General features: G+C 70.4%; 19 protein-coding genes. 4 read left to right on the top strand and 15 right to left on the bottom strand.

What is annotated here, in order from left to right:
* Window positions 1-539 precede the first annotated feature (539 nt).
* The 12 genes from tyrS to EV186_RS37840 all read right to left on the bottom strand — a co-directional run bounded on the left by tyrS (window position 540) and on the right by EV186_RS37840 (window position 12,076).
* The gene (gene tyrS / locus EV186_RS37895; RefSeq protein ID WP_133854385.1) at window positions 540-1,814 is read right to left on the bottom strand and encodes a tyrosine--tRNA ligase; all 1,275 of its coding nucleotides are present in this window, start codon (window positions 1,812-1,814) and stop codon (window positions 540-542) included.
* Between the two features lie 82 nt (window positions 1,815-1,896).
* Entirely contained in the window at window positions 1,897-2,508 is a 612-nt protein-coding gene (locus EV186_RS37890; protein ID WP_133854390.1) for a DNA-3-methyladenine glycosylase, read from the bottom strand.
* A 2-nt stretch (window positions 2,509-2,510) separates the two neighbouring features.
* Window positions 2,511-3,080 carry a VOC family protein gene (locus EV186_RS37885; RefSeq protein WP_133854384.1) on the bottom strand — a complete coding sequence of 190 codons (570 nt, stop codon included), beginning with the start codon at window positions 3,078-3,080 and terminating at the stop codon, window positions 2,511-2,513.
* Between the two features lie 136 nt (window positions 3,081-3,216).
* Complete coding sequence (gene argH, locus EV186_RS37880) at window positions 3,217-4,683, bottom strand: argininosuccinate lyase (RefSeq protein WP_133854383.1); 1,467 nt, start codon at window positions 4,681-4,683, stop codon at window positions 3,217-3,219.
* Window positions 4,635-5,831 carry an argininosuccinate synthase gene (locus tag EV186_RS37875; RefSeq protein WP_133854382.1) on the bottom strand — a complete coding sequence of 399 codons (1,197 nt, stop codon included), beginning with the start codon at window positions 5,829-5,831 and terminating at the stop codon, window positions 4,635-4,637. The genes argH and EV186_RS37875 overlap by 49 nt, the downstream gene beginning before the upstream one ends.
* Window positions 5,824-6,351, bottom strand: coding sequence for an arginine repressor (locus EV186_RS37870; RefSeq protein ID WP_133854381.1), 528 nt, complete (start codon window positions 6,349-6,351; stop codon window positions 5,824-5,826). Before EV186_RS37870 ends, EV186_RS37875 begins: the two co-directional genes overlap by 8 nt.
* A complete protein-coding gene (gene argF / locus EV186_RS37865; protein ID WP_133854380.1) occupies window positions 6,348-7,271 on the bottom strand; it encodes an ornithine carbamoyltransferase in 924 nt (307 codons plus the stop codon). The genes EV186_RS37870 and argF overlap by 4 nt, the downstream gene beginning before the upstream one ends.
* A complete protein-coding gene (locus EV186_RS37860) occupies window positions 7,271-8,404 on the bottom strand; it encodes an acetylornithine transaminase (RefSeq protein WP_243754536.1) in 1,134 nt (377 codons plus the stop codon). Before EV186_RS37860 ends, argF begins: the two co-directional genes overlap by 1 nt.
* 44 nt (window positions 8,405-8,448) lie before the next feature.
* The gene (gene argB, locus EV186_RS37855) at window positions 8,449-9,345 is read right to left on the bottom strand and encodes an acetylglutamate kinase (RefSeq protein WP_133854378.1); all 897 of its coding nucleotides are present in this window, start codon (window positions 9,343-9,345) and stop codon (window positions 8,449-8,451) included.
* Complete coding sequence (argJ, locus tag EV186_RS37850; RefSeq protein WP_133854377.1) at window positions 9,342-10,505, bottom strand: bifunctional glutamate N-acetyltransferase/amino-acid acetyltransferase ArgJ; 1,164 nt, start codon at window positions 10,503-10,505, stop codon at window positions 9,342-9,344. Before argJ ends, argB begins: the two co-directional genes overlap by 4 nt.
* On the bottom strand, window positions 10,502-11,536 hold the full coding sequence (gene argC, locus EV186_RS37845) for an N-acetyl-gamma-glutamyl-phosphate reductase (protein WP_133854376.1): 1,035 nt from the start codon (window positions 11,534-11,536) through the stop codon (window positions 10,502-10,504). Before argC ends, argJ begins: the two co-directional genes overlap by 4 nt.
* A gap of 51 nt (window positions 11,537-11,587) precedes the next feature.
* Complete coding sequence (locus tag EV186_RS37840; protein WP_243754535.1) at window positions 11,588-12,076, bottom strand: pyridoxamine 5'-phosphate oxidase family protein; 489 nt, start codon at window positions 12,074-12,076, stop codon at window positions 11,588-11,590.
* 62 nt (window positions 12,077-12,138) lie between these two features.
* Between EV186_RS37840 and EV186_RS37835 the strand changes: the two genes are divergently transcribed.
* From EV186_RS37835 to EV186_RS37825, 3 genes are read left to right on the top strand one after another with little or no spacing between them, the layout of a single operon-like run.
* Window positions 12,139-13,053, top strand: a complete 915-nt coding sequence (locus EV186_RS37835) for a phosphotransferase (RefSeq protein ID WP_166659529.1) — start codon at window positions 12,139-12,141, stop codon at window positions 13,051-13,053.
* A gap of 4 nt (window positions 13,054-13,057) precedes the next feature.
* A complete protein-coding gene (locus EV186_RS37830) occupies window positions 13,058-13,624 on the top strand; it encodes a GNAT family N-acetyltransferase (protein WP_133854374.1) in 567 nt (188 codons plus the stop codon).
* Window positions 13,621-14,073 (top strand): NUDIX hydrolase, encoded by a 453-nt coding sequence (locus EV186_RS37825; RefSeq protein ID WP_133854373.1) that lies wholly within the window; start codon window positions 13,621-13,623, stop codon window positions 14,071-14,073. The genes EV186_RS37830 and EV186_RS37825 overlap by 4 nt, the downstream gene beginning before the upstream one ends.
* 22 nt (window positions 14,074-14,095) lie before the next feature.
* Here the strand turns inward: EV186_RS37825 and EV186_RS37820 are convergent, their stop codons facing one another.
* Entirely contained in the window at window positions 14,096-15,679 is a 1,584-nt protein-coding gene (locus tag EV186_RS37820; protein ID WP_166659528.1) for an alpha/beta hydrolase, read from the bottom strand.
* A gap of 141 nt (window positions 15,680-15,820) precedes the next feature.
* On the opposite strand from EV186_RS37820, the gene EV186_RS37815 reads away from it, so the two are divergent.
* Window positions 15,821-16,528: a DNA alkylation repair protein gene (locus tag EV186_RS37815; protein ID WP_243754534.1), complete on the top strand. Its 708-nt coding sequence runs from the start codon at window positions 15,821-15,823 to the stop codon at window positions 16,526-16,528.
* 9 nt (window positions 16,529-16,537) lie between these two features.
* On the opposite strand, the gene pheT is transcribed toward EV186_RS37815, so the two are convergent.
* Both pheT and pheS read right to left on the bottom strand, forming a co-directional pair.
* Window positions 16,538-19,063: a phenylalanine--tRNA ligase subunit beta gene (gene pheT / locus EV186_RS37810; RefSeq protein ID WP_133854371.1), complete on the bottom strand. Its 2,526-nt coding sequence runs from the start codon at window positions 19,061-19,063 to the stop codon at window positions 16,538-16,540.
* A complete protein-coding gene (gene pheS, locus EV186_RS37805; RefSeq protein ID WP_133854370.1) occupies window positions 19,060-20,130 on the bottom strand; it encodes a phenylalanine--tRNA ligase subunit alpha in 1,071 nt (356 codons plus the stop codon). Before pheS ends, pheT begins: the two co-directional genes overlap by 4 nt.
* Between the last annotated feature and the right edge of the window lie 10 nt (window positions 20,131-20,140).

Raw genomic sequence — 20,140 nt, 5'->3', positions numbered from 1 at the left:
CTCAAAGGAAACCCCTGACAGGGGGTTTCATACATAAGCTCTACTGGCTTAAGTTTATCGGCACACTGTTGAGTTCTCAAACAACACACGCGCAAACGTTCAACATCGATTGATGTATTCCGCAGGGCTTGTACTGCAGGTCTTCGGTTTTGGCGCGAACAGTACCGCATCTACTTCTCATCGAAGGATGTGGACCGCTCGTCCCGAGGTCACCCACTCTACCACGTCTGCGGGAGCTTGGTTCGTGACCCCTGTCGCGCCCGGTTCCGGTTTTCCCGGCCCCGTTCCGCGCTGACTTGGAATAAGTTACACGGGCGCGAACTGGAGGTCAAATCGACCCCCCTTAAGCCCGGCACAGGGTGAAACCGCAGGTCATCGCCCCTGTGTCGGGCTTAAGAACACCGTAGCGGACCCCGTGGCGCCGCGCGCTGTGACGGCCGTCACACCAAGAAGTTTCGACACCACGTTTGACCTGCGAAAACACGATGACCGCCGATCCGTGAGGACGGATCGGCGGCCATTAGCGCAGGTCAGAGGGGTCAGGGCGCGACTCGAACCCCGGCGGTGTTCCGCTTGCCCCGGCGCAGCACCAGCCAGCGACCGTGCAGGAGATCCTCCGGAGCCGGTGTCCACTCCTCGCTGCTGACCTTGGTGTTGTTCACGTAGGCGCCGCCTTCGTTGACCGTGCGCCGCGCCGCGCCCTTGCTGGGTGCGAGGCCGGCGGAGACCAGCAGGTCGACGATCGACGGCTTGTCGGCCAACCGCGCTTCCCCGGTCGGCGCCTGGGCCATGGCGGCGTCCAACGTCGCCTCGTCCAGCTCGCGCAGCTCTCCCCGGCCGAACAACGCCTCGCTCGCCGCGACCACCCGCCTGGTCTGCTCCTCGCCGTGCACCAGGTCGGTGAACTCCTGCGCGAGCCGGCGCTGGGCCGCACGCAGGTGCGGCCGTTCCTCGGTCTCGCGGGCGAGCTCGTCCACCTCCTCACGCGAGAGGAAGGTGAACATGCGCAGGTACTGCAACGCGTCCTGGTCGCCGGCGTTCAGGAAGTACTGGTACCAGGAGAACGGCGAGGTCATCTCCGGGTCGAGCCACACGTTCCCGCCACCGGTGGACTTGCCGAACTTGCGGCCCTCGGAGTCGGTCACCAGCGGCGCGGTGAGGGCGTGCGCCGAACCCCCGTCGACCCGCCGGATCAGCTCGACCCCGCCGACGATGTTGCCCCACTGGTCGGAGCCGCCGACCTGCAGCCGGCAGCCGTGCTGCCGGTAGAGCTGCAGGTAGTCGTTCGACTGCAACAGCAGGTAGCTGAACTCCGTGTAGGACATCCCGTCGCCGTCGAGACGTCGTTTGACGGTCTCGCGCGCGAGCATGACGTTGATCGAGAAGTGCTTCCCGACGTCACGCAGGAACTCCAGCACGCTGACTTCGCCGGTCCAGTCCAGGTTGTTGGCGACGATCGCGCCGGTCGGGCTGTCGTCGAAGTCGACGAACCGCTCGAGCTGGCCGCGGATGCGCTCGGCCCACTCCCCCACGAGCTCCAACGGGTTGAGCGACCGCTCGTCGGTGTCGCGCGGGTCGCCGATCATGCCCGTCGCGCCGCCTGCCAGCACGATCGGCCGGTGCCCGGCCTTCTGGAACCGGCGGAGCATGAGCAGCGGCACCATGTTGCCCGCGTGCAGGCTCGGCGCGGTCGGGTCGAACCCGGCATAGAGCGTGAGCGGGCCGGAGTCGAGGTCCTTGCGCAGGGCGTCGAGGTCGGTGGACTGCGCGATCAGGCCGCGCCACGACAGCTCATCGAGAATGTGTTCGCTCACGACGCCCAGTTTCGCGCACCCGGGCGAACGGTTTACGGCCAGGTCAGCTGGCCGGGCCCGTCGACCTCGATGCGCGGCTCGGTCAGCGGACGACGACGCGTTTCCCACCTCGGCGATAGGTGCTGACGGCCTTCGACCCGTCGATCCAGAACCGCCACGGGACGTCCATGGCCACCGCGACCCCGACGCGCGGGCCGCTGCGGATGGCGCCCTCGGGCACCGGATCACCCGCGAACAGCCGCACGGGCGAGCCCGGGTCGGTGAGGTCGATGCCGTTCTGCTCGCGGTCGAGGCCGAGCACGCCGGTCAGCCGGGCCGGTCCCTTGGCGAGCTCAGCGGTGCTGCGCGCGCTCGGCCTGCGGGCCTTGGCGAAGTCTTCGCCCTCGATGACCTCGCCCGCGCGCAACAACACCGCGCCCGGCACGCCGTCGACCAGCGAGACGACGTTCGCGCAGAAGTGCATGCCGTACACGAAGTACACGTACAAGTGGCCCGCCGGTCCGAACATCACGTCGTTGCGGGGCGTGCGGCCGCGGTAGCAGTGCGAGGCGGGGTCGTCGCCGCCGCGATAGGCCTCGACCTCGACCAGCTTGACCCGCACGACCTCACCGCCGAGCCGGGATTCCAGCACGCTGCCGAGCAGGACGTGCGCGGCGTCGACCGGGTCGATCGCCAGCTCGTCGCGGGTCAGCATCCTCATCGCAGGGTCACCTCGCCGCCGGGCGTCGCGATCACCGCGCGCAGCTGCACCGGGCCCGGAAGGACGTCGAGTTGGGCCCCGAGTCCCTCGATCTCCCTGGTCACGGCAGCCGGTTCCGGGTGCGTGGCTGTCAGGGCGATGAGCCGTGCGCCCTCGGCCGCGTCCGCGGACGGGTGTGGCGTGCGCCCCCAGTCGATCGTGAAGGGGACGACGCCGTCGCCGGACTCGGGGAAGGACAGCCGCCACCGCAGCACCACCCCGTCCGGGCGGGTGCGGCTCATGGCGACCGAGTCGGCCGGGTCGAGGTCGGCTTTGCGGATCGCCCACGTGACCAGGCGCGGCGCGGTGAGCATGTCGATGCCGAAGGGTCGCGCGACCTGCGGGCGCGGTTGGTCGGGATCAGGCCCGATCACCTCGAGGTAGCGGCCCAGACCGAGGCCGGCGAGCAGGTTGCGCGTGCCGAGACCCTGGTGTGGGCCGCCTTCGCTCAGCTTGAGGCCACGTGCGGCGAGGTCGGCCGCGGTCGCCGCGAGGTCGGGCGTCGCATAGACGAGGTGATCGAGCACGTGCCGCACCCTACTGGCGTCGGCCGACAAGACGCCGCGCCCGATCCTCGCCGACAATCACCCGATCGTGTTCGAACATCAGTTCGAATCCGTGGCACACTGGTCTCACCGCCGATCACGGCTCGCACATTGACAACTACACAGTGATACCAGACCGCACCCACGCCCGGTACTCGTCAGCCGTGGCGACGGCGCGGTCCAGCTGTTCGGCGACGCGGACCGGCGCGGTCCCGCCGTAGGCGTCGCGCGACGCGAGCGAACCCGCGACGGTCAGCACCTCACGTACCTGGGGCGTGAGGTGCGGGTCGATCGCGGCCAGCTCGTCGTCGGTCAGTTCGTCGAGGCCGACTCCCCGGGCCTCCGCGGCACGCACGCAGGCGCCGGCGGCCTCGTGCGCGCTGCGGAAGGGCACGCCTTGGCGCACGAGCCATTCCGCGATGTCCGTGGCGAGGGTGAACCCGGCGGGCGCGAGCTCGGCCATCCGGTCGGTGTGGAAGGTCAGCGTGCCCACCATGCCCGCGATCGCGGGGAGCAGGAGCTCGAGCTGGGCGACGGAGTCGAAGACCGGCTCCTTGTCCTCCTGCAGGTCACGGTTGTAGGCCAGCGGCTGCGCCTTCAACGTGGCGAGCAGGCCGGTCAGGTTGCCGATCAGACGTCCGGACTTGCCCCTGGTCAGCTCGGCCACGTCCGGGTTCTTCTTCTGCGGCATGATCGACGACCCGGTCGCCCAAGCGTCGTCGAGCGTGGCGTAACCGAACTCCGCGGTGGTCCAGAGGATCACCTCTTCGGCGATGCGCGACAAATTCACGCCGAGCATCGCCAGCACGAAAGCGATCTCGGCGGCGAAGTCGCGCGACGCGGTCCCGTCGATGGAGTTCTCCACCGGGGCGTCGAAGCCCAGCTCGCTCGCGATGGCCGCCGGGTCCAGGCCGAGCGACGACCCGGCGAGCGCACCGGACCCGTATGGCGACACGGCGGTGCGGTCGTCCCAGTCGCGCAACCGGTCCACGTCCCGCAGCAACGACTGGACGTGGGCGAGCAGGTGGTGCGCCAGCAGCACGGGCTGGGCGTGCTGCAGGTGGGTGCGGCCCGGCATGGCCGCGTTCGGGTGCTGCTTCGCCTGCGCGATCAGCGCGTCGATCACCGCCAGCACGCCGTTGCCGACCCGGCGGGCGGCATCGCGCAGCCACATCCGGAACAAGGTGGCGACCTGGTCGTTGCGGGAGCGGCCCGCGCGGAGCTTGCCGCCGAGCTCCGCGCCGGCCCGCTCGATCAGGCCGCGTTCCAGCGCGGTGTGTACGTCCTCGTCGGCGGGCACGGGCGTGAACGCGCCGGACGCGACGTCGTCGTCCAGCTGGTCCAACGCGGCCAGCATGGCGTCGAGCTCGTCGTCGGTGAGCAGGCCCGCGGACCGCAGCACCCGGGCGTGCGCGCGGGAACCCGCGATGTCGTAGGGCGCGAGCACCCAGTCGAAGTGGGTGGACAGGCTGAGGGCGGCCATCGCCTCGGCGGGACCCGAGGCGAACCGGCCGCCCCACAGCTGGACGGGCTGACTCACGAGTGCAGGTCCCGCTTGGCCGCGATCTTCGACGGCAGGCCCCACAGCTGCACGAAGCCCTTGGCCAGCGACTGGTCGAACGAGTCGCCCTCGTCGTAGGTGGCGAGATTGAAGTCGTACAGCGACTGCTCGCTGCGCCGGCCGGTGACGACGGCCCGGCCGCCGTGCAAGGTCATCCGGATCTCGCCGGAGACGTGCTCCTGGGTCTTCGCGATGAAGGTGTCCAGCGCGTCCTTGAGCGGGGAGAACCAGAGGCCGTCGTAGACCAGCTCGCCCCAGCGCTGCTCGGCGGTCTTCTTGAACCGGGCCAGGTCGCGCTCGACGGTGACGTTCTCCAGCTCCTGGTGCGCGGTGATCAGCGCGATCGCGCCAGGAGCCTCGTACACCTCACGCGACTTGATGCCGACGAGCCGGTCCTCGACCAGGTCGAGCCGTCCGACGCCCTGGCCGCCCGCACGCTGGTTGAGCTGCTGGATGGCCTGCAGCACGGTGACGGTCTCGCCGTCGATCGCGACCGGGACACCCTTGTCGAAGGTGATGACGACCTCGTCCGGGTCGCGCTGCTCAGCCGGGTTCTGCGTGTAGGAGTAGACGTCCTCGATCGGGGCGTTCCAGATGTCCTCGAGGAAGCCCGTTTCCACGGCGCGGCCCCAGACGTTCTGGTCGATCGAGTACGGCGACTTCTTGTTCACGTCGATCGGGAGGTTGCGTTCCTCGGCCCAGGCGATGGCCTTCTCCCGGGTCCAGGCGAAGTCGCGGACGGGGGCGATCACCTTGAGGTCGGGCGCGAGCGCGCCGATGCCGACCTCGAACCGCACCTGGTCGTTGCCCTTGCCGGTGCAACCGTGCGCGACGGTGGTGGCGCCGTGGTACTTGGCGGCCTCGGCGAGGTGCTTGACGATCACCGGCCGGGAGATCGCCGACACGAGCGGGTAGCGATCCATGTAGAGCGCGTTGGCCTGCAGCGCGGGCAGGCAGTACTCGTCGGCGAACTCGTCACGTGCGTCGGCGACCACGGCCTCGACGGCGCCGCAGTCCAGCGCCCGCTTGCGGATGGTGTCGAGGTCTTCGCCGCCCTGGCCCACGTCCACCGCAACGGCGACCACCTCGGCGCCGGTCTCCTCGCCGATCCAGCCGATCGCGACCGAGGTGTCCAGCCCACCGGAGTAGGCCAGCACGATCCGCTCACTCATCACTTTCTCCTTGCTCTGTCGTGAAGTCTGTCGGGTCGCCGGCGGCAAGGGCGGAGAACCGCCGCGCCAGCTCGAGTCCGGTGATCGGTTCGCGTGCGATCACCATCAGGGTGTCGTCGCCGGCGATGGTGCCGACGACCACGTGCAGGGCCGCCCGGTCGATCGCGCTTGCCAGGAACTGCGCGGCACCGGGCGGGGTTCGCAACACCGCGAGGTTGGCCGAACTGTCGGCGGACACGAGCAGCTCGGCGAGTAACCGGGCGAGGCGGGACGTGCCACCCTGGACGCCGCGCACCGGGCTGCCGTCCTCGGGGATGACGTAGATCGCGGCGCCGCCGTCCGGGCCGCGGAGCTTGACCGCGCCGAGTTCGTCGAGGTCACGCGACAAGGTGGCCTGGGTGACGTCGACGCCTTCTGCGGCAAGGAGTTTCGCCAACTCCGTCTGGCTGCGGATGGCCACGGTGGAGACCAGTTCGACGATTCGGGCCTGGCGGGCAACGCGGGTGATGGCGGTGGTCATGATTGATCTTCCACCAGCCACGCGAGCAACGCTTTCTGGGCGTGCAGGCGGTTCTCCGCCTCGTCCCAGACAGCGCTCGCCGGACCGTCGAGCACCTCGTCGGTGACCTCCCAGCCGCGGTGGGCGGGCAGGCAGTGCAGCACGATCGCGCCGGGGGCGGCCCGGCCGAGCAGGTCGGCGTTCACCTGCAGCTTGCGGAACGGGCCGACCCGGTCGCGGCCGTCGTTCTCCTGGCCCATCGACGTCCAGGTGTCGGTGGCGAGCACGTCCGCGCCGTCGACGGCCTCGTACGGGTCGGCCAGCACGGCCACCGAACCACCGGTCTCCTCGGCGCGCTTCTTGGCGTCGAGCAGGATCTCCGGCATCGGGTCGAAACCGTCGGGCGCGACCACCCGCACGTTCATCCCGGCGGTGGTGCCACCGAGCAGCAGCGAGTGCGCCATGTTGTTCGCGCCGTCGCCGAGGTAGGTCAGGGTGAGCCCGGCCAGCTTGCCGTGCCGTTCCTCGACGGTCTGCAGGTCGGCGAGCACCTGGCAGGGGTGGAACTCGTCGGTCAGCGCGTTGATCACCGGCACCGCGGAGACCGACGCCATGGCCTCGATCCGCTTCTGCGCATAGGTCCGCCAGACCACGGCGTGGACGTAACGGGACAGCACGCGCGAGGTGTCCTCGATGGTCTCCTCGCGGCCGAGCTGCATGGTGCGCCCGTCGACGATGATCGGCTGGCCACCGAGCTGGCTGATGCCGACCTCGAAGGAAAGCCTTGTCCGCGTGGAGTTCTTCTCGAAGATCGCCGCGACCGAACGACCGCGCAGCGCCGGGGTGCCGAGCGGGTCGGCCTTGAACCGCTTGGCCAGGTCGAGCACGGCCCGCTGCTCGGCAGGGGTCAGGTCGTCGTCGCGCAAAAAGTGCCGCACCATCACGTACCCGCCTCGTCGAGGATGCCGGGCAGGGCATCGACGAACCCGTTCGCCTGCTCCTGGTCGAGGATCAGCGGCGGGGCCAGCCGGACGGTGTCGGGTCGCACCGGGTTGACCAGGTAGCCGGCCTTCTCGGCGGCGGCGGCCACCGCCCCGGACGCCACGCCGGACAGGCCGACGCCGAGCAGCAGCCCGCTCCCCCGCACCTCGCTGACCGACGGGTGGTGCAGGTTCTCGATGCCATGCGTGAGGTCCTTGCCCAGCGCCGACACGTGGTCGAGCAGGCCGTCCTTGGCGATCGTGCGGAGCACCGCGAGCCCGGCGGCGCACGCGATCGGGTTGCCGCCGAACGTCGTGCCGTGCTGACCGGGCTGCAGCAGGTCGGCCGCCGCGCCCACGCCGATGACCGCGCCGATGGGCAGCCCGCCACCGAGCCCCTTGGCCAGGGTGATCACGTCGGGGGTGACGCCGGCCTGCTGGAAGGCGAACCAGCTGCCGACCCGGCCGATGCCGGTCTGCACCTCGTCGAGCACGAGCAAGGCACCGGCTTTGGTGGTGATCTCCCGGGCCGCCTGCAGGTAGCCGTCCGGCGCCGGGACGACACCGCCCTCGCCGAGCACCGGCTCGAGGAACACCGCGGCCGTCTCACCGTCCACGGCGGACTCCAGGGCGGCGACGTCGCCGAAGGGCACGTGCGTCACGCCGGGCAACAGCGGTTCGAACGGCGCCCGCTTGGGCTGCTGTCCGGTGACCGTCAGCGCGCCCATGGTGCGGCCGTGGAACGCGCCCTCGCAGGCGACGATCTTGGTGCGGCCGGTCAGCCTGGTCAGCTTGACCGCGCCCTCCACCGCCTCGGCGCCGGAGTTGCAGAACAGCACCTTGCCGGTGACACCCGCGACATCCAGCAGGGCCTCGGCCAGCTCGACCGTGACCGGGTTGACGTAGAGGTTCGAGGTGTGGCCGAGGGTGGCGACCTGCTCGGTCACTGCCGCGACGACGGCCGGGTGGGCGTGGCCGAGGGCGTTCACCGCGATGCCGCCGACCAGGTCGAGGTAGCGGTTGCCGTCGGCGTCGAAGACATAGGCGCCCTCGCCGCGCACCAGGGCCAGCCCGGGCGTGCCGTAGTTGTTCATCAGCGCCGCTTCCCAGCGCCGCTTGCCGTCCTGATTGGACTCGATCACGATTCCTCCTCCGGCACGACCATGGTGCCCACGCCGCTGGACGTGAACACTTCGAGCAACACGGAATGGGCCAGCCTGCCGTCGATGACGTGCGCACGCCGGACACCGCCGCGAACGGCCCGCAGGCAGGCCTCCATCTTCGGGATCATCCCGCTGGCGAGGCCTGGCAACAGCTTCTCGAGGTGATCCGCGGTCACCTGGTTGAGCAGCGAGGTCCGGTCCGGCCAGTCCGCGTACAGGCCTTCGACGTCGGTCAGCACGACCAGCTTCTCGGCGTCGAGGGCCACGGCGAGCGCACCGGCCGCCGTGTCGGCGTTGACGTTGTGCGTCACGCCGTCCGGGTCGGCGGCCACAGTGGACACGACGGGGATGCGACCAGCGCGCACGATGTCCAGCACCGCGTCCGGGTTGACGGCGGCGATGTCACCGACCTGGCCGAGGTCCACCTCCTGACCGTCGACCACGGCGCCGCGACGGCGGGCGGTGAACAGGTGGGCGTCCTCGCCGGAGATGCCGACCGCATAGGGACCGTGCGCGTTGATCAGGCCGACCAGTTCGCGGCTGACCTGGCCGGTGAGCACCATCCGCACCACGTCCATGGTCTCGGCGTCGGTGACCCGGAGGCCGGCCTTGAACTCGCCGGGGATGCCGAGCCGGTCGAGCATCGAACTGATCTGCGGGCCACCGCCGTGCACCACCACCGGGTGCACACCCGCGAGCCGCAGGAACACCATGTCCTGGGCGAAGGCGCGCTTGAGCTCGTCGTCGACCATGGCGTTGCCGCCGTACTTCACCACCACGGTGGCGCCGTGGAAGCGTTGCAGCCAGGGCAATGCCTCGATCAGCACGGCGGCCTTCGTCGCCGCGAGCTCCATGCTCGTCACGATGGTCATGACGAGTACGCGCTGTTCTCTTCGACGTAGGCGTGCGAGAGGTCGGTGGTCAGGATCGTGCCCTCGGCGTCGCCCGCGTGCAGGTCGATCTCGACGACGATGTCGGTGCCCGACAGATCAGCCTTCTCACGGTCCTCGCCACGACCGCCCGCGCGGCAGACGGTCACGCCGTTGAGCGTGATGTCCAGCCGCTGCTGGTCGAACTCGGTGGGCGCGTTGCCGACGGCCATGGCGATCCGGCCCCAGTTCGGGTCGCTGGCGAAGAAGGCGGTCTTGCAGAGGTTGTCGTCGGCGACCGTCCGGGCGGTGGCCAGCGCTTCGGCCTCGGTTGCCGCGCCGCGCACGGTGATGCTGATGTGCTTGGTCACGCCTTCGGCGTCGGCCTGGAGCTGAGCGACCAGATCGGCGCAGACCTCGGTGAGGGCGGCGGTGAACTCGCCCGCGTCGGCCTCGTGCATGCCGGAGCACAGGAGAAGGACGGTGTCGTTGGTGGAGGTGCCACCGTCGACGTCGAACCGGTTGAACGTCTGGTCGACGGCCTTGCGCAGGGCCGCGTCGGCATCGGCCTTGGAGAGGGCCGCGTCGGTGGTGACGACGGCGAGCATCGTGGCCATGTTGGGCGCGCACATCCCGGCGCCCTTGGCGAAGCCGCCGATCGTCCAGGTCGACGTGGTCTTGGCGACCTGCTTGGGCACGGAGTCGGTGGTCATGACCGCGGTGGCCGCGGCCAGGTCGGCCTCGGAACCGCTGTCAAGCATCGTGGCCAGACTGTCCACACCGGACAACACCTTGGGCATCGGCAGGCGCTCGCCGATGAGACCGGTCGAGCAGACGGCGACCTCGATGGCGCCGATGCCGAGCCGCTCGGCGACGCGCTCAGCGGTGGCGTGCGTGTCCTGGAAGCCTTCGGGACCGGTGCAGGCGTTGGCGCCACCCGAGTTCAGCACCACCGCGCGCAGCGACTGCTCGGTCAGCACCTGCTGCGACCACAGCACCGGCGCGGCCTTCACCTTGTTGCGGGTGAACACCCCGGCCGCGACGGTCGACGGGCCGTCGTTCACGAGCAGCGTCATGTCCGGCGTGCCGGTCGGCTTGATGCCCGCGGCCAGGCCCGCGGCGCGGAATCCGGCAGGGGCGGTGACACCGGCAGACCGGTTCACGGGGCGACTCCCACGGTGCTCAGGCCGGTGGTCTCCGGCAGTCCCAGTGCGATGTTCATCGACTGCACCGCCGCGCCCGCGGTGCCCTTGGTCAGGTTGTCCACGGCGGCGACGACGACCAGCCGGCCGGCGTCGTGGTCGGTCGCGACCTGCAGGTGCACGGCGTTGCTGCCCAGTGTCGCGGCGGTGGCCGGCCAGGTCCCCTCGGGCAGCACGTGCACGAACGGTTCGTCGGTGTAGGCCTTGAGGTAGACCTCGCGGGCGTCCACATCGGACACCAGCGGCGCCGAGCAGGTGGCCAGGATGCCCCGTGGCATGGGCGCGAGCACCGGGGTGAACGACACGGTGACCGGGGTTCCCGCGACGGCGCTCAGGTTCTGCGTGATCTCGGGGGTGTGCCGGTGCACGCCGCCGACGCCGTACGCGCTGGCCGAGCCCATCACCTCGGACCCGAGCAGGTGCGGCTTGAGGCTCTTGCCCGCACCGGAGGTCCCGCTGACCGCGACCACCACGACGTCGGGCGCGACCAGCCCGGCGGCGAGCGCCGGCGCCAGCGCCAACGAGGCGGCCGTCGGGTAGCAGCCGGGGACGGCGATCCGCCTGGTGCCCGCAAGCGCGGCGCGGGCACCAGGAAGTTCAGGCAGGCCGTAAGGCCAGTGGCCGGCGTGTTCGCCGCCGTACCAGCGGTCCCAGGCGGCCGCGTCGGTGAGCCGGTGGTCGGCGCCGCAGTCGACGACCAGCACGTCGCCGCCCAGCCCATCCTTGTTCAGCTCTGCGGCGAGGGCGGCGGACTTGCCGTGCGGCAGGGCGAGGAAGACGACGTCGTGTCCGGCCAGGGCCTCGGCGGTGGTGTCGGCGAGGACGCGGTCGGCCAGCGGGAGCAGGTGGGGTTGGTGCTGCGCGAGCGGCGTACCGGCGTTGCTCGCCGCGGTCAGCGTGCCGATCTCGACCTCGGGGTGCGCGAGCAGCAGCCGGAGGAGTTCACCCCCGGCATAGCCACTGGCGCCCGCTACGGCGACCCGGATCGTCATGCGAATGATTATGCATGGTCATGCAAGATCACTCAACCGACGTGCTCGACCTCACTTGCGCACGACACGCTCGGCCTCGCCGTCGCGCCAGGAGGTGACCTCCACTCCGTCGACGACCCGCACGGACGAAGCTCCACGGATGTCCGCCACGTAGAACTCGGAGAACTTCCGGCCACGCAGGTCGAGGCCGATCTCCTCGAACACCCGCTGGGCGAACCGCTGGTGGAACTCCTCGTCCCGCAGGTCCGCCACCACGCCCCAGAGTTTCGCGTCGCCCTCCGTGACCTGGGGATCGACCGTCGCGGTGTGCAGGCTGAACCGCGGATCGCGGGCGAGGTCGCGGAACTTCCGGGTGCCCGGCATGCCCACCAGGCAGAGCCGGTCCTCGAACAGGCGCGGCTCCATCGGGCTGATCCTCGGGTATCCGTCCGCACGCAGCGTTCCCAGCATGCAGAGGTTGTGCGCCGCCGCGTGCCTGCGTGCGAACACCTCGGCAATTCGCGGGGCCGCCTCGGCGAACGCCGCCCATGACGTGGTCACAACGTCTCCTTCCTGCGGGAATCGGTTCGCCGATGGTAGGGACGGGCACCGACAATGAGCCCATGGTCTCGCTCCCGTTCCCCCGCAGGCGGCTCTACTCGAGCCCCGGATCACGGGTGCGCCGGATCCGCTTCCACGGCACGCGCGCCGTGGCCAAGCAACTGATCGGCGCCCATGCCGGGGCGCGCTTCCGGCGGGAGCTGACCGCGCTCACCGCGGCGGCGGGACGGGACCTCGTGCCCGCGGTGCTCAAGGCGGACAGCCAGCGCAACCTGCTGATCATGGAGTACGTCGACGTCACCGACGGCATGCCACCCTGGCCGGAGTGGGCGGAGGCGCTCGCCCGGCTGCACGCCGTGCCACCGGCCGGGCTGCCCGGCGTGACCGGGCCGTCGGCCACGGACCTCGACGCGTTCCTGCGCCTGTGCCACACGCTCGGCGCACCCGCAGACCGGGCGGCCGAGGCGGAGTTCGGCCAGGTGCTGGACGTGCTGGCCGCCGAACCCGCGGAGAACCTGGTGCACGGCGACCCGTGCCTGGGCAACGTGCTGGTCGGCGCGGCCGGGGTGCGGTTCGTCGACTTCGAGCAGGCCGGCGCCGGTTGCGGGCTGGCCGAGCTGGCCTACCTGCGCATCGGGTTCCCGACGTGCGGCGTGCCGTACCGGCTGACCGAGACCGAGATCGCCGAGGCGGAGGCGGCGTACCTCGGCGTTCGCGGGATTCGCACGGACACCTTGCGCGAGCACTGCGTCGGCTGGCTGATCCGCGGCGACATGCTGGTGCAACGCCGGCTGCGGGGCCAGCGCGACCAGTTCGCGCGGTTGCTCACCGAGGACTGGTCCTGGGGACCGGAAACCGCACGGCAACGGCTGGTCCACCGGCTGCGCGTGGTGGCCGGCTTCACCGACCCGCTGCCCGCCATCGCCGCGTTGTGCGGCAAAACAGCGGACAGGATCGAGGCGATCACGTCAGACTGAGGTCGTGCCCTCATTGATCGAACCAGTGGTCCCCGCCGGAACCCTGCGCCGCATGGGCGGCCAGCCCACCTTGCACGTCGACGAACTGACGCTGCGCCCGTGGCAGCCCGAGGACGCCCCCGCCGTGGTCGCCGCCTACCGCGATCCCGACATCCAGCAATGGCATGCGCGCACCGTGGACGAGACCGAGGTCGCCGTCTGGATCGAGGACGCCCACCTGCGCTGGTTGGACGAGCGTGGCGCACTCTGGGCCGTGGAAGCCGATGGCGAGGTGGTCGGCCGGGCGGGGTTGCGCACGATCGGGCTTTTCGAGGGCAGCGGCGAATTCGCTTACTGGGTGACGAAAGCCGGGCGTGGCCGCAATGTCGCCGCGCGTGCCGTGACAGCGGTGACCGAGTGGGCGCTGGCGCTCGGCCTGCACCGCCTGACGATCGTGCACTCGGTGGCCAACGTGGCGTCGTGCCGGGTCGCGGAGAAGGCCGGTTTCCCCTTGGAGTCAACGGAACGGAGCTCCGTGCTGCACCCCGACGGATGGCACGACATGCACGTCCACGTCCGGATCGCCGAATGACGACTTGGACGCACCGCATCGGTGCCTATGTGGTCTGCGTCGAGGACGAACGCGTGTTGCTCGTGCGGCTGATCAACAACAGCGGCCTGGCCGAATGGACGTTGCCGGGCGGTGGCGTCGACCCGGGCGAGGATCCCTACGACACGGCTATCCGCGAGTTCCACGAGGAAACCGGGCACACCGTGGTGATCGATCGGCTGCTCGGTGTGGACAGCACCGTGCAGGAACGCAACCGTTCAGATGGCAATTCGGTGCTGTGGCACGGTATCCGGATCGTCTACACGGGACGGATCACCGGCGGCGAGCTGCGTGACGAGGTGGGCGGCAGCACCGACACGGCCCAGTGGTTCCCACTGGCGGAGATCGGCGCGCTGCCCACCGTCACCCTGGTGGACGGCGCGCTTCGGCTCTACCGCGAGCAGCCGGCCGACGGCCACTGCGGGCACTGACCGGCAGCGGTATCCCTCGACCTCACGGGTGTCCGCCCATGCCGAACAGCTGCTTGCGCAGTTGCGGGCTCATCACCGGGGTGCCGTTCGCCGACCTCGGAGTGAGCGCGGTCGGATCCGGTTGCCGCAGCGGCGCGCACTTCTTGTCCGAACCGCGGCCCCGCTGGCGATCCGGCTGCGCTCCGGTGGCCAGGTAGTCGGCGATCGCGTTGTCCACGCAGGCGTCGCCGAACAACGAGCCGGCGTGGGTGGTGCCGTCGACGCCTTCGACCAGGGTCGACTTCGGGAACAGGGTGCGCACTTCGAGGCTGCCCGCGAACGGGGTCGCCGCGTCGAACGTCTCGCTGATCAACAGGATGCCGGGCGCCTTGCTGCCGTCGACCCGCACCGGTTCTCCCGGCCGCACAGGCCAGGAGGCGCACGGGGCGTTGTACCAGGCGTTGCCCCACGTCTCGAACGGCGCGTGGAAGAAGGTCCACCAGTTGTCCAGCCGCCATCGGTGCCAGTTGGTCGGCCACGGCGCGTCCGAGCACTGCGTGGCGCTGTAGACGGCGTAGGAGTTGTCCTCGCCTTGCGGGTTCACCCCGGCGTACAAGTCCCGCAACGGCTTCCAGTCGCCGTGGTTCACATAGGCGGAGAACGCTTCGGCGATGTCTTCCCAGCCGAAGACGTAGTACGCCGCGGCGACGAACACCTCGGTCAGCTCGTCCGGCCCCACCAGGCCGCCTGCCGGGTGGTGGATCAGCTTCTCCTGCGTCGCGTAGAACCGGTGCTCGACCTGCCAGCCGCGGGTGCCGAGGTGGTAGACGGCGTCATGCTTGGCGATCCAGTCGAAGTAGATCTCGATGTTGCGTTCCATGGCCGGGTCCTGGTTGAGGTTCGCCTGGTACCAGACGTCCTTCGGGTCGACGTTGCCGTCGAGCACCATGCGGTGCACCCGGTCGGGGTGCAGGGTCGCGTAGACCTGGCCGAGGTAGGTGCCGTAAGAGAACCCGTAGTAGCTGAGCTGGTTCGCGCCCAGCAGGGTGCGCAGGGATTCCATGTCCTGCACCGAATCCGTGGTCCGCATGTGGTGCAGGAGTTCGCCGTTGCGCTTGCAGTCGTGCGCGTAGCCTGCCGCGCGGGTCCGCCAGGTCCACTCGAGCCGAGGGCCGATCGGCACGTAGTACGGCCGGTCGAAGCCGAAGTAGTCGGGATCGCAGGTCAACGCGGGCACGCTGGAGCCGACGCCACGCGGGTCGAAGCCGATCCAGTCGTACGCTGCGCCGGCGCCATTCGGCACGTACTGGCCGAGCACCGACAGCTCCAGCCCGGGTGAGCCCGGGCCGCCGGGATTGACCAGCATGACGCCCTGGTATTTCGAGTCCGGCACCGTGTGCTTCACCCGGGACACGGCGAGCTTGATCCGTGCGCCGTCGGGGTGGCGGTAGTCCAGCGGCACGGACACCATCGCGCACTGGGCGCCCGCCTGCGTCAGCGTCCGCGAGGCGCACGGCCCCCACTGGATGGCCGACCGGACGGGTGCGGGTGCGGCCGCCGCCGACGGGGCCGCCAGCACGGCGACCGTCATGATCGTCGCGACGGCCGCGGACACCAGCTTCTTCACGTCGTCCCCTTCGTAGCTCGGCCCCACCGACTCTGCTAGTCCTTGCGACGAAAGAAAATGGCACCATCGAGCGAACCTCGGTGCCCTAAGGTCGGTCCCGGATGGACCATCCGGCACGACGAACACAGACGGAGAGTCGCGGTGGAGGATGACGCCTGCGGCGACCGAGCGTTGATCGCCGCCGCTCGGAGCAGCCTCGCCGAAGCGGCCGATCCGGCGAAGGCGCCGGACATGCAGCGCTACATGCGTTCGGACATGCCATTCCGCGGTGTGGCCAAGCCGGAGCGCGCGGTCATCGCGCGCAACGTGTTCGCGGACTTCCCGCTGCCCTCACCGCAAGCGCTGGTCGCGACCGCGCGGATGCTCTGGGACGAGGCCGAATTCCGCGAGGAGCGCTACCTGGCCGTCGACCTGACCGGCTACCGCGCCTACCGCGCCTACCGCGACTGGCAGCGCCCGGACCTGGTGCCGCTCTACGAGCACATGATCGTGACCGGTGCGTGGTGGGACCACGTCGACGAGATCGCGTCCCGCCGGATCGGGCCGCTGCTGCTGGCCTTCCCCGAGGAGATCGCGCCGGTGATGCGTGCGTGGTCCCGTGATCCCGACCTCTGGCGTCGTCGTACGTCGATCATCTGCCAGCTCGCCGCCAAGGAACGCACCGACGTCCCACTGCTGGCCGAGTGCCTGGAGGCGGGCATCGGTGACAAGGACTTCTTCATCCGCAAGGCCATCGGCTGGGCCCTGCGCCAGCACGCCCGCATCGACCCGGACTGGGTCCGCGCCTTCGTCGCCTCCCACCCCGACCTGTCGCCGTTGTCGGTGCGGGAAGCGACGAAACACCTCTAGCCCGAAGGCTCAGCGCAGGGTCGCCTCGTAGCGTTCGGCCACCGCGGCCAGCGCCGCGTCCTTGGCCTCGGTCGCCTCTTCGACGGTGAGCGTCCGGTCGGCCGCACGCAGCCGCAACGAGTACGCCAGTGAACGCTTGCCCTCCGGCACCTGGTCACCCGTGTACACGTCGAAGAGCTGCAGGTCCTCGAGCAGCTCGCCGCCACCGGAACGCAGTGTCTCGGTCACCTCGGCCACGGGGGTGCTCGCGTCCACGACGATCGCCATGTCCAGCAGCACCGGCGGGTACGGCGACACGCGCGGCGCCGGCCGGTGCTCCAGCAGTGGCAGCTTGTCGAGGTCCAGCTCCATCGCGCAGGTGCGCTTCGGCAGGCCCAGCGCCTCGATCACCTTGGGGTGCAACTCGCCCGCGTGCCCGATAGGCCAGTCGCCGACCCGCAGCTGCGCGCACCGGCCGGGGTGCCACGGCGCGAGATCGGCGGCGACCACGCGCAGCGGAACGCCGGCCGCGGCGCCGACCTGGCGGGCCGCCTCGATCGCGTCGGCCCAGGACACCGGTTCGCCCTTGCCCCACCAGCCGGCGGGCTCACGGTGTCCGGCGAGGACCACGGCCACGTGCTGGGGCTGCTGCGGCAACGCCGCCTGCAGCGCCGCCACGTCCTCGTCGGTCGGCCGCTGCGCGACACCGATCGACGGCATCGGCACCTGCTCCGCCCGGGGCAGGGTGACCTGTCCGATGTGGAACAACGCGAGGTCGCGGGCGCCGCGTGCCACGTTGCGGATCAGCGTGTCCAGCAAGCCGGGCAGCAACGTCGTCGTCATCTGGTCGCGGTCGGACTCGAGCGGGTTGAGCAACCCGACGGTCTTGCGCCGCACGTCGTCCTCGGCGAGGCCGAGGTCGTCCCAGGTCTTCGGCGACACGAACGGGAACGGGATCACCTCGACGTAACCGGCCTCGGCCAGGGCCCGCGACACCGTCCGGCGCCGGCGCTGCGCGGCGGTGAGGCCACGACCAGCGGGCGCCGCGGGGAGCACCGACGGGATGGTGTCGTAGCCCTCGAGCCGCAACACCTCCTCGACCAGGTCCGCGGGCTGGGTGAGGTCCGCGCGCCAGGTCGGCGGGGTCGCGGTCACGATCGGGATGCCTGCGTCGTCCGCGCCGACCTCGACGGTGCAGCCGACCTGCTGCAGCCGCTGCGCGGTCACGCCACGCGCGTACTGCACGCCGGCGACCTTGTCCGGCAGGTTGATCGGCATGGACACCGGGCCGGGCAGCAGCGGACGACCGGCGTCCGTGCGGCCCGGGTGGATACGGCCGTCGCCGTGGTCGCGCAACAGCCGGGCGGCACGCTCGAGCGCGGCGGGCGGCAGGGCCGGGTCGACGAAACGCTCGAACCGCTTCGACGCTTCGCTGGGCAGCTTGTGCCGTCGCACAGCGCGGGCGATCGACGCCGGGTCCCAGATCGCGGCCTCGAGCGTGATGTCGGTGGAGTCGTCGCGCACCTCGGTGCTCGCGCCACCCATCACACCGGCCAGGGACACCGGGCCGGTCTCGTCGCACACGACGATGTCGTCGGGGTCGAGCTTGCGCTCCACGTCGTCCAGGGTCACCAGGGTCTCCCCCGCGGTGGCCCGGCGGACCGTGATGTCGCCCTTGAGCGCGCCACTGTCGAAGGCGTGCATGGGCTGGCCCATCTCGAGCATCACGTAGTTGGTGATGTCGACGGCGAGGGAGATCGAGCGGATCCCGGCGAGCATCAGCCTGCGCCGGATCGCCCACGGCGTCGGCGCGGTCGGGTCGACGCCCATCACGCGGCGCACGACGAACCGCGGGCACGCCTGCTCATCTTCGACGTGCACGCCGATGACTTCGCCTTCGGCACCCGGCACGTCCATGGCGGCGGGGTCGACCAGCCGCACGCCGAGCGCGCAGGCCAGCTCGCGGGCGAGGCCACGCACGGAGAAGCAGTAACCGCGGTCGGGCGTGATGGCCAGCTCGATCACCGTGTCGGTGAGGCCGAGCAGGTCGATCGCGTCGTCGCCGGGGTCGGCCTCACCGCTGGGCAGGACCATGATCCCGGCGTGGTCCTCGCCGAGGCCCAGTTCGCGCGCCGAGCAGATCATGCCGTCGCTGACGTGGCCGTAGGTCTTGCGTGCCGCGATCTCGAACCCGCCGGGCAGCACGGCGCCGGGCAGGGCGACCACGACGAGGTCGCCCTCGACGAAGTTGGTGGCGCCGCAGACGATGCCGCGGGTGCGGGGCTTCGGCTCGGTCTCGGCGTCGTCGTCGGCCACGAAGTCGGGGCTCTCGACCTCGACCAGGCAGTACCGGATCGGCTTCTTGAAGCCGGTGAGCTCCTCGATCTCCATGACCCGGCCGACCACGAGCGGACCCGTGACGTCACCGAGCTCGGTGATCTCCTCGACCTCGAGACCCACGCGCACGAACGCGTCGGCGTACTCCTGCGCGCTCAGCGGAGCGGTCTCGCCGGTGAAGTCCAGGTGCTCGGTCAGCCAGCTGACGGGGACCCTCATTCTGCCTCCGTTCCGAACGGCACCGTGAACCTGACGTCGCCTTCGACCATGTCCCGCATGTCCGGGATCCCGTTGCGGAACTGCAGCGTGCGTTCGAGGCCCATGCCGAAGGCGAAGCCGGAGTACACGTCGGGGTCGACGCCGCAGGCACGCAACACGTTCGGGTGGACCATGCCGCAGCCGCCCCACTCGATCCAGCCGCCACCGCCCTTCTTCTCGTCGAACCACACGTCCATCTCCGCGGACGGCTCGGTGAACGGGAAGAACGACGGGCGCAGCCGGACCTTGGCCTTCTCGCCGAACATGGCGCGGGCGAAGGCGTCGAGGGTGCCCTTGAGGTGGGCCATCGTGATGCCCTTGTCCACGGCCAGGCCCTCGACCTGCGAGAACACCGGGGTGTGGGTGGCGTCGAGCTCGTCGGTGCGGAACGTGCGACCCGGGCACACGACGTAGACCGGCAGCTCACGCTCGAGCAGCGAGCGGATCTGCACCGGCGAGGTGTGCGAGCGCAGCACCAGCCCGGAGTCCTCGGGCGCGACGTAGAAGGTGTCCTGCATCGTGCGCGCGGGGTGGTCCGGCTTGAAGTTCAACGCGTCGTAGTTGAACCACTCGGCCTCGACCTCGGGACCCTCGGCGACCTCGTAGCCCATGCCGACGAACACGTCGGCGACCCGCTCGGACAGCGTGGTCAACGGGTGGCGGGCGCCCCGCGGACGGCGGTTCCACGGCAAGGTGACGTCGACGGACTCCTCGCGCAGCACGCGCTCGTCACGCTCGGCCTGCAGCTGTCCGCGCCGTTCCTCGAAGGCGGCCTTGACCTGGGACTGCGCTTCGTTGACCCGCTTGCCCGCGTCGGAGCGCGCCTTGGGTGGCAGCGCACCAATCTCTCGCCGGGCGACGAGCAGTGGTGCCTTGTCGCCGAGGTGCGAAGGTTTGACCTTTGCGAGCTCGTCGAGGTCGCTCGCGGCGGCGAACTGCTCGCGCGCCGCGTCGACGGCGGCTTGCAACGTCTCCGGCGCGAGCGCGGCGACCTGCTTCGGGTCGTACGGGTCGTTGGCTCCGGACATGGTTGGTGGA

The organism is Labedaea rhizosphaerae (assembly GCF_004362825.1).
Taxonomy (GTDB): Bacteria; Actinomycetota; Actinomycetes; order Mycobacteriales; family Pseudonocardiaceae; genus Labedaea; species Labedaea rhizosphaerae.
The sequence above is the reverse complement of the archived record's forward strand: the minus strand, read 5'-3'. Positions and strand labels throughout refer to the sequence as shown.

Coding starts and splice junctions, on each gene's coding strand:
- EV186_RS37890 (WP_133854390.1), bottom strand. CDS start 2,508: ATGCTGACCCGCGACGAGCTGGCGATCGACCCGGTCGACGCCGCGCAC.
- pheS (WP_133854370.1), bottom strand. CDS start 20,130: ATGTCCGGAGCCAACGACCCGTACGACCCGAAGCAGGTCGCCGCGCTC.
- EV186_RS37870 (WP_133854381.1), bottom strand. CDS start 6,351: ATGACCACCGCCATCACCCGCGTTGCCCGCCAGGCCCGAATCGTCGAA.
- argF (WP_133854380.1), bottom strand. CDS start 7,271: ATGGTGCGGCACTTTTTGCGCGACGACGACCTGACCCCTGCCGAGCAG.
- argB (WP_133854378.1), bottom strand. CDS start 9,345: ATGACCATCGTGACGAGCATGGAGCTCGCGGCGACGAAGGCCGCCGTG.
- EV186_RS37835 (WP_166659529.1), top strand. CDS start 12,139: ATGGTCTCGCTCCCGTTCCCCCGCAGGCGGCTCTACTCGAGCCCCGGA.
- EV186_RS37825 (WP_133854373.1), top strand. CDS start 13,621: ATGACGACTTGGACGCACCGCATCGGTGCCTATGTGGTCTGCGTCGAG.
- argC (WP_133854376.1), bottom strand. CDS start 11,536: ATGACGATCCGGGTCGCCGTAGCGGGCGCCAGTGGCTATGCCGGGGGT.
- EV186_RS37875 (WP_133854382.1), bottom strand. CDS start 5,831: ATGAGTGAGCGGATCGTGCTGGCCTACTCCGGTGGGCTGGACACCTCG.
- pheT (WP_133854371.1), bottom strand. CDS start 19,063: ATGAGGGTCCCCGTCAGCTGGCTGACCGAGCACCTGGACTTCACCGGC.
- EV186_RS37860 (WP_243754536.1), bottom strand. CDS start 8,404: ATGAACAACTACGGCACGCCCGGGCTGGCCCTGGTGCGCGGCGAGGGC.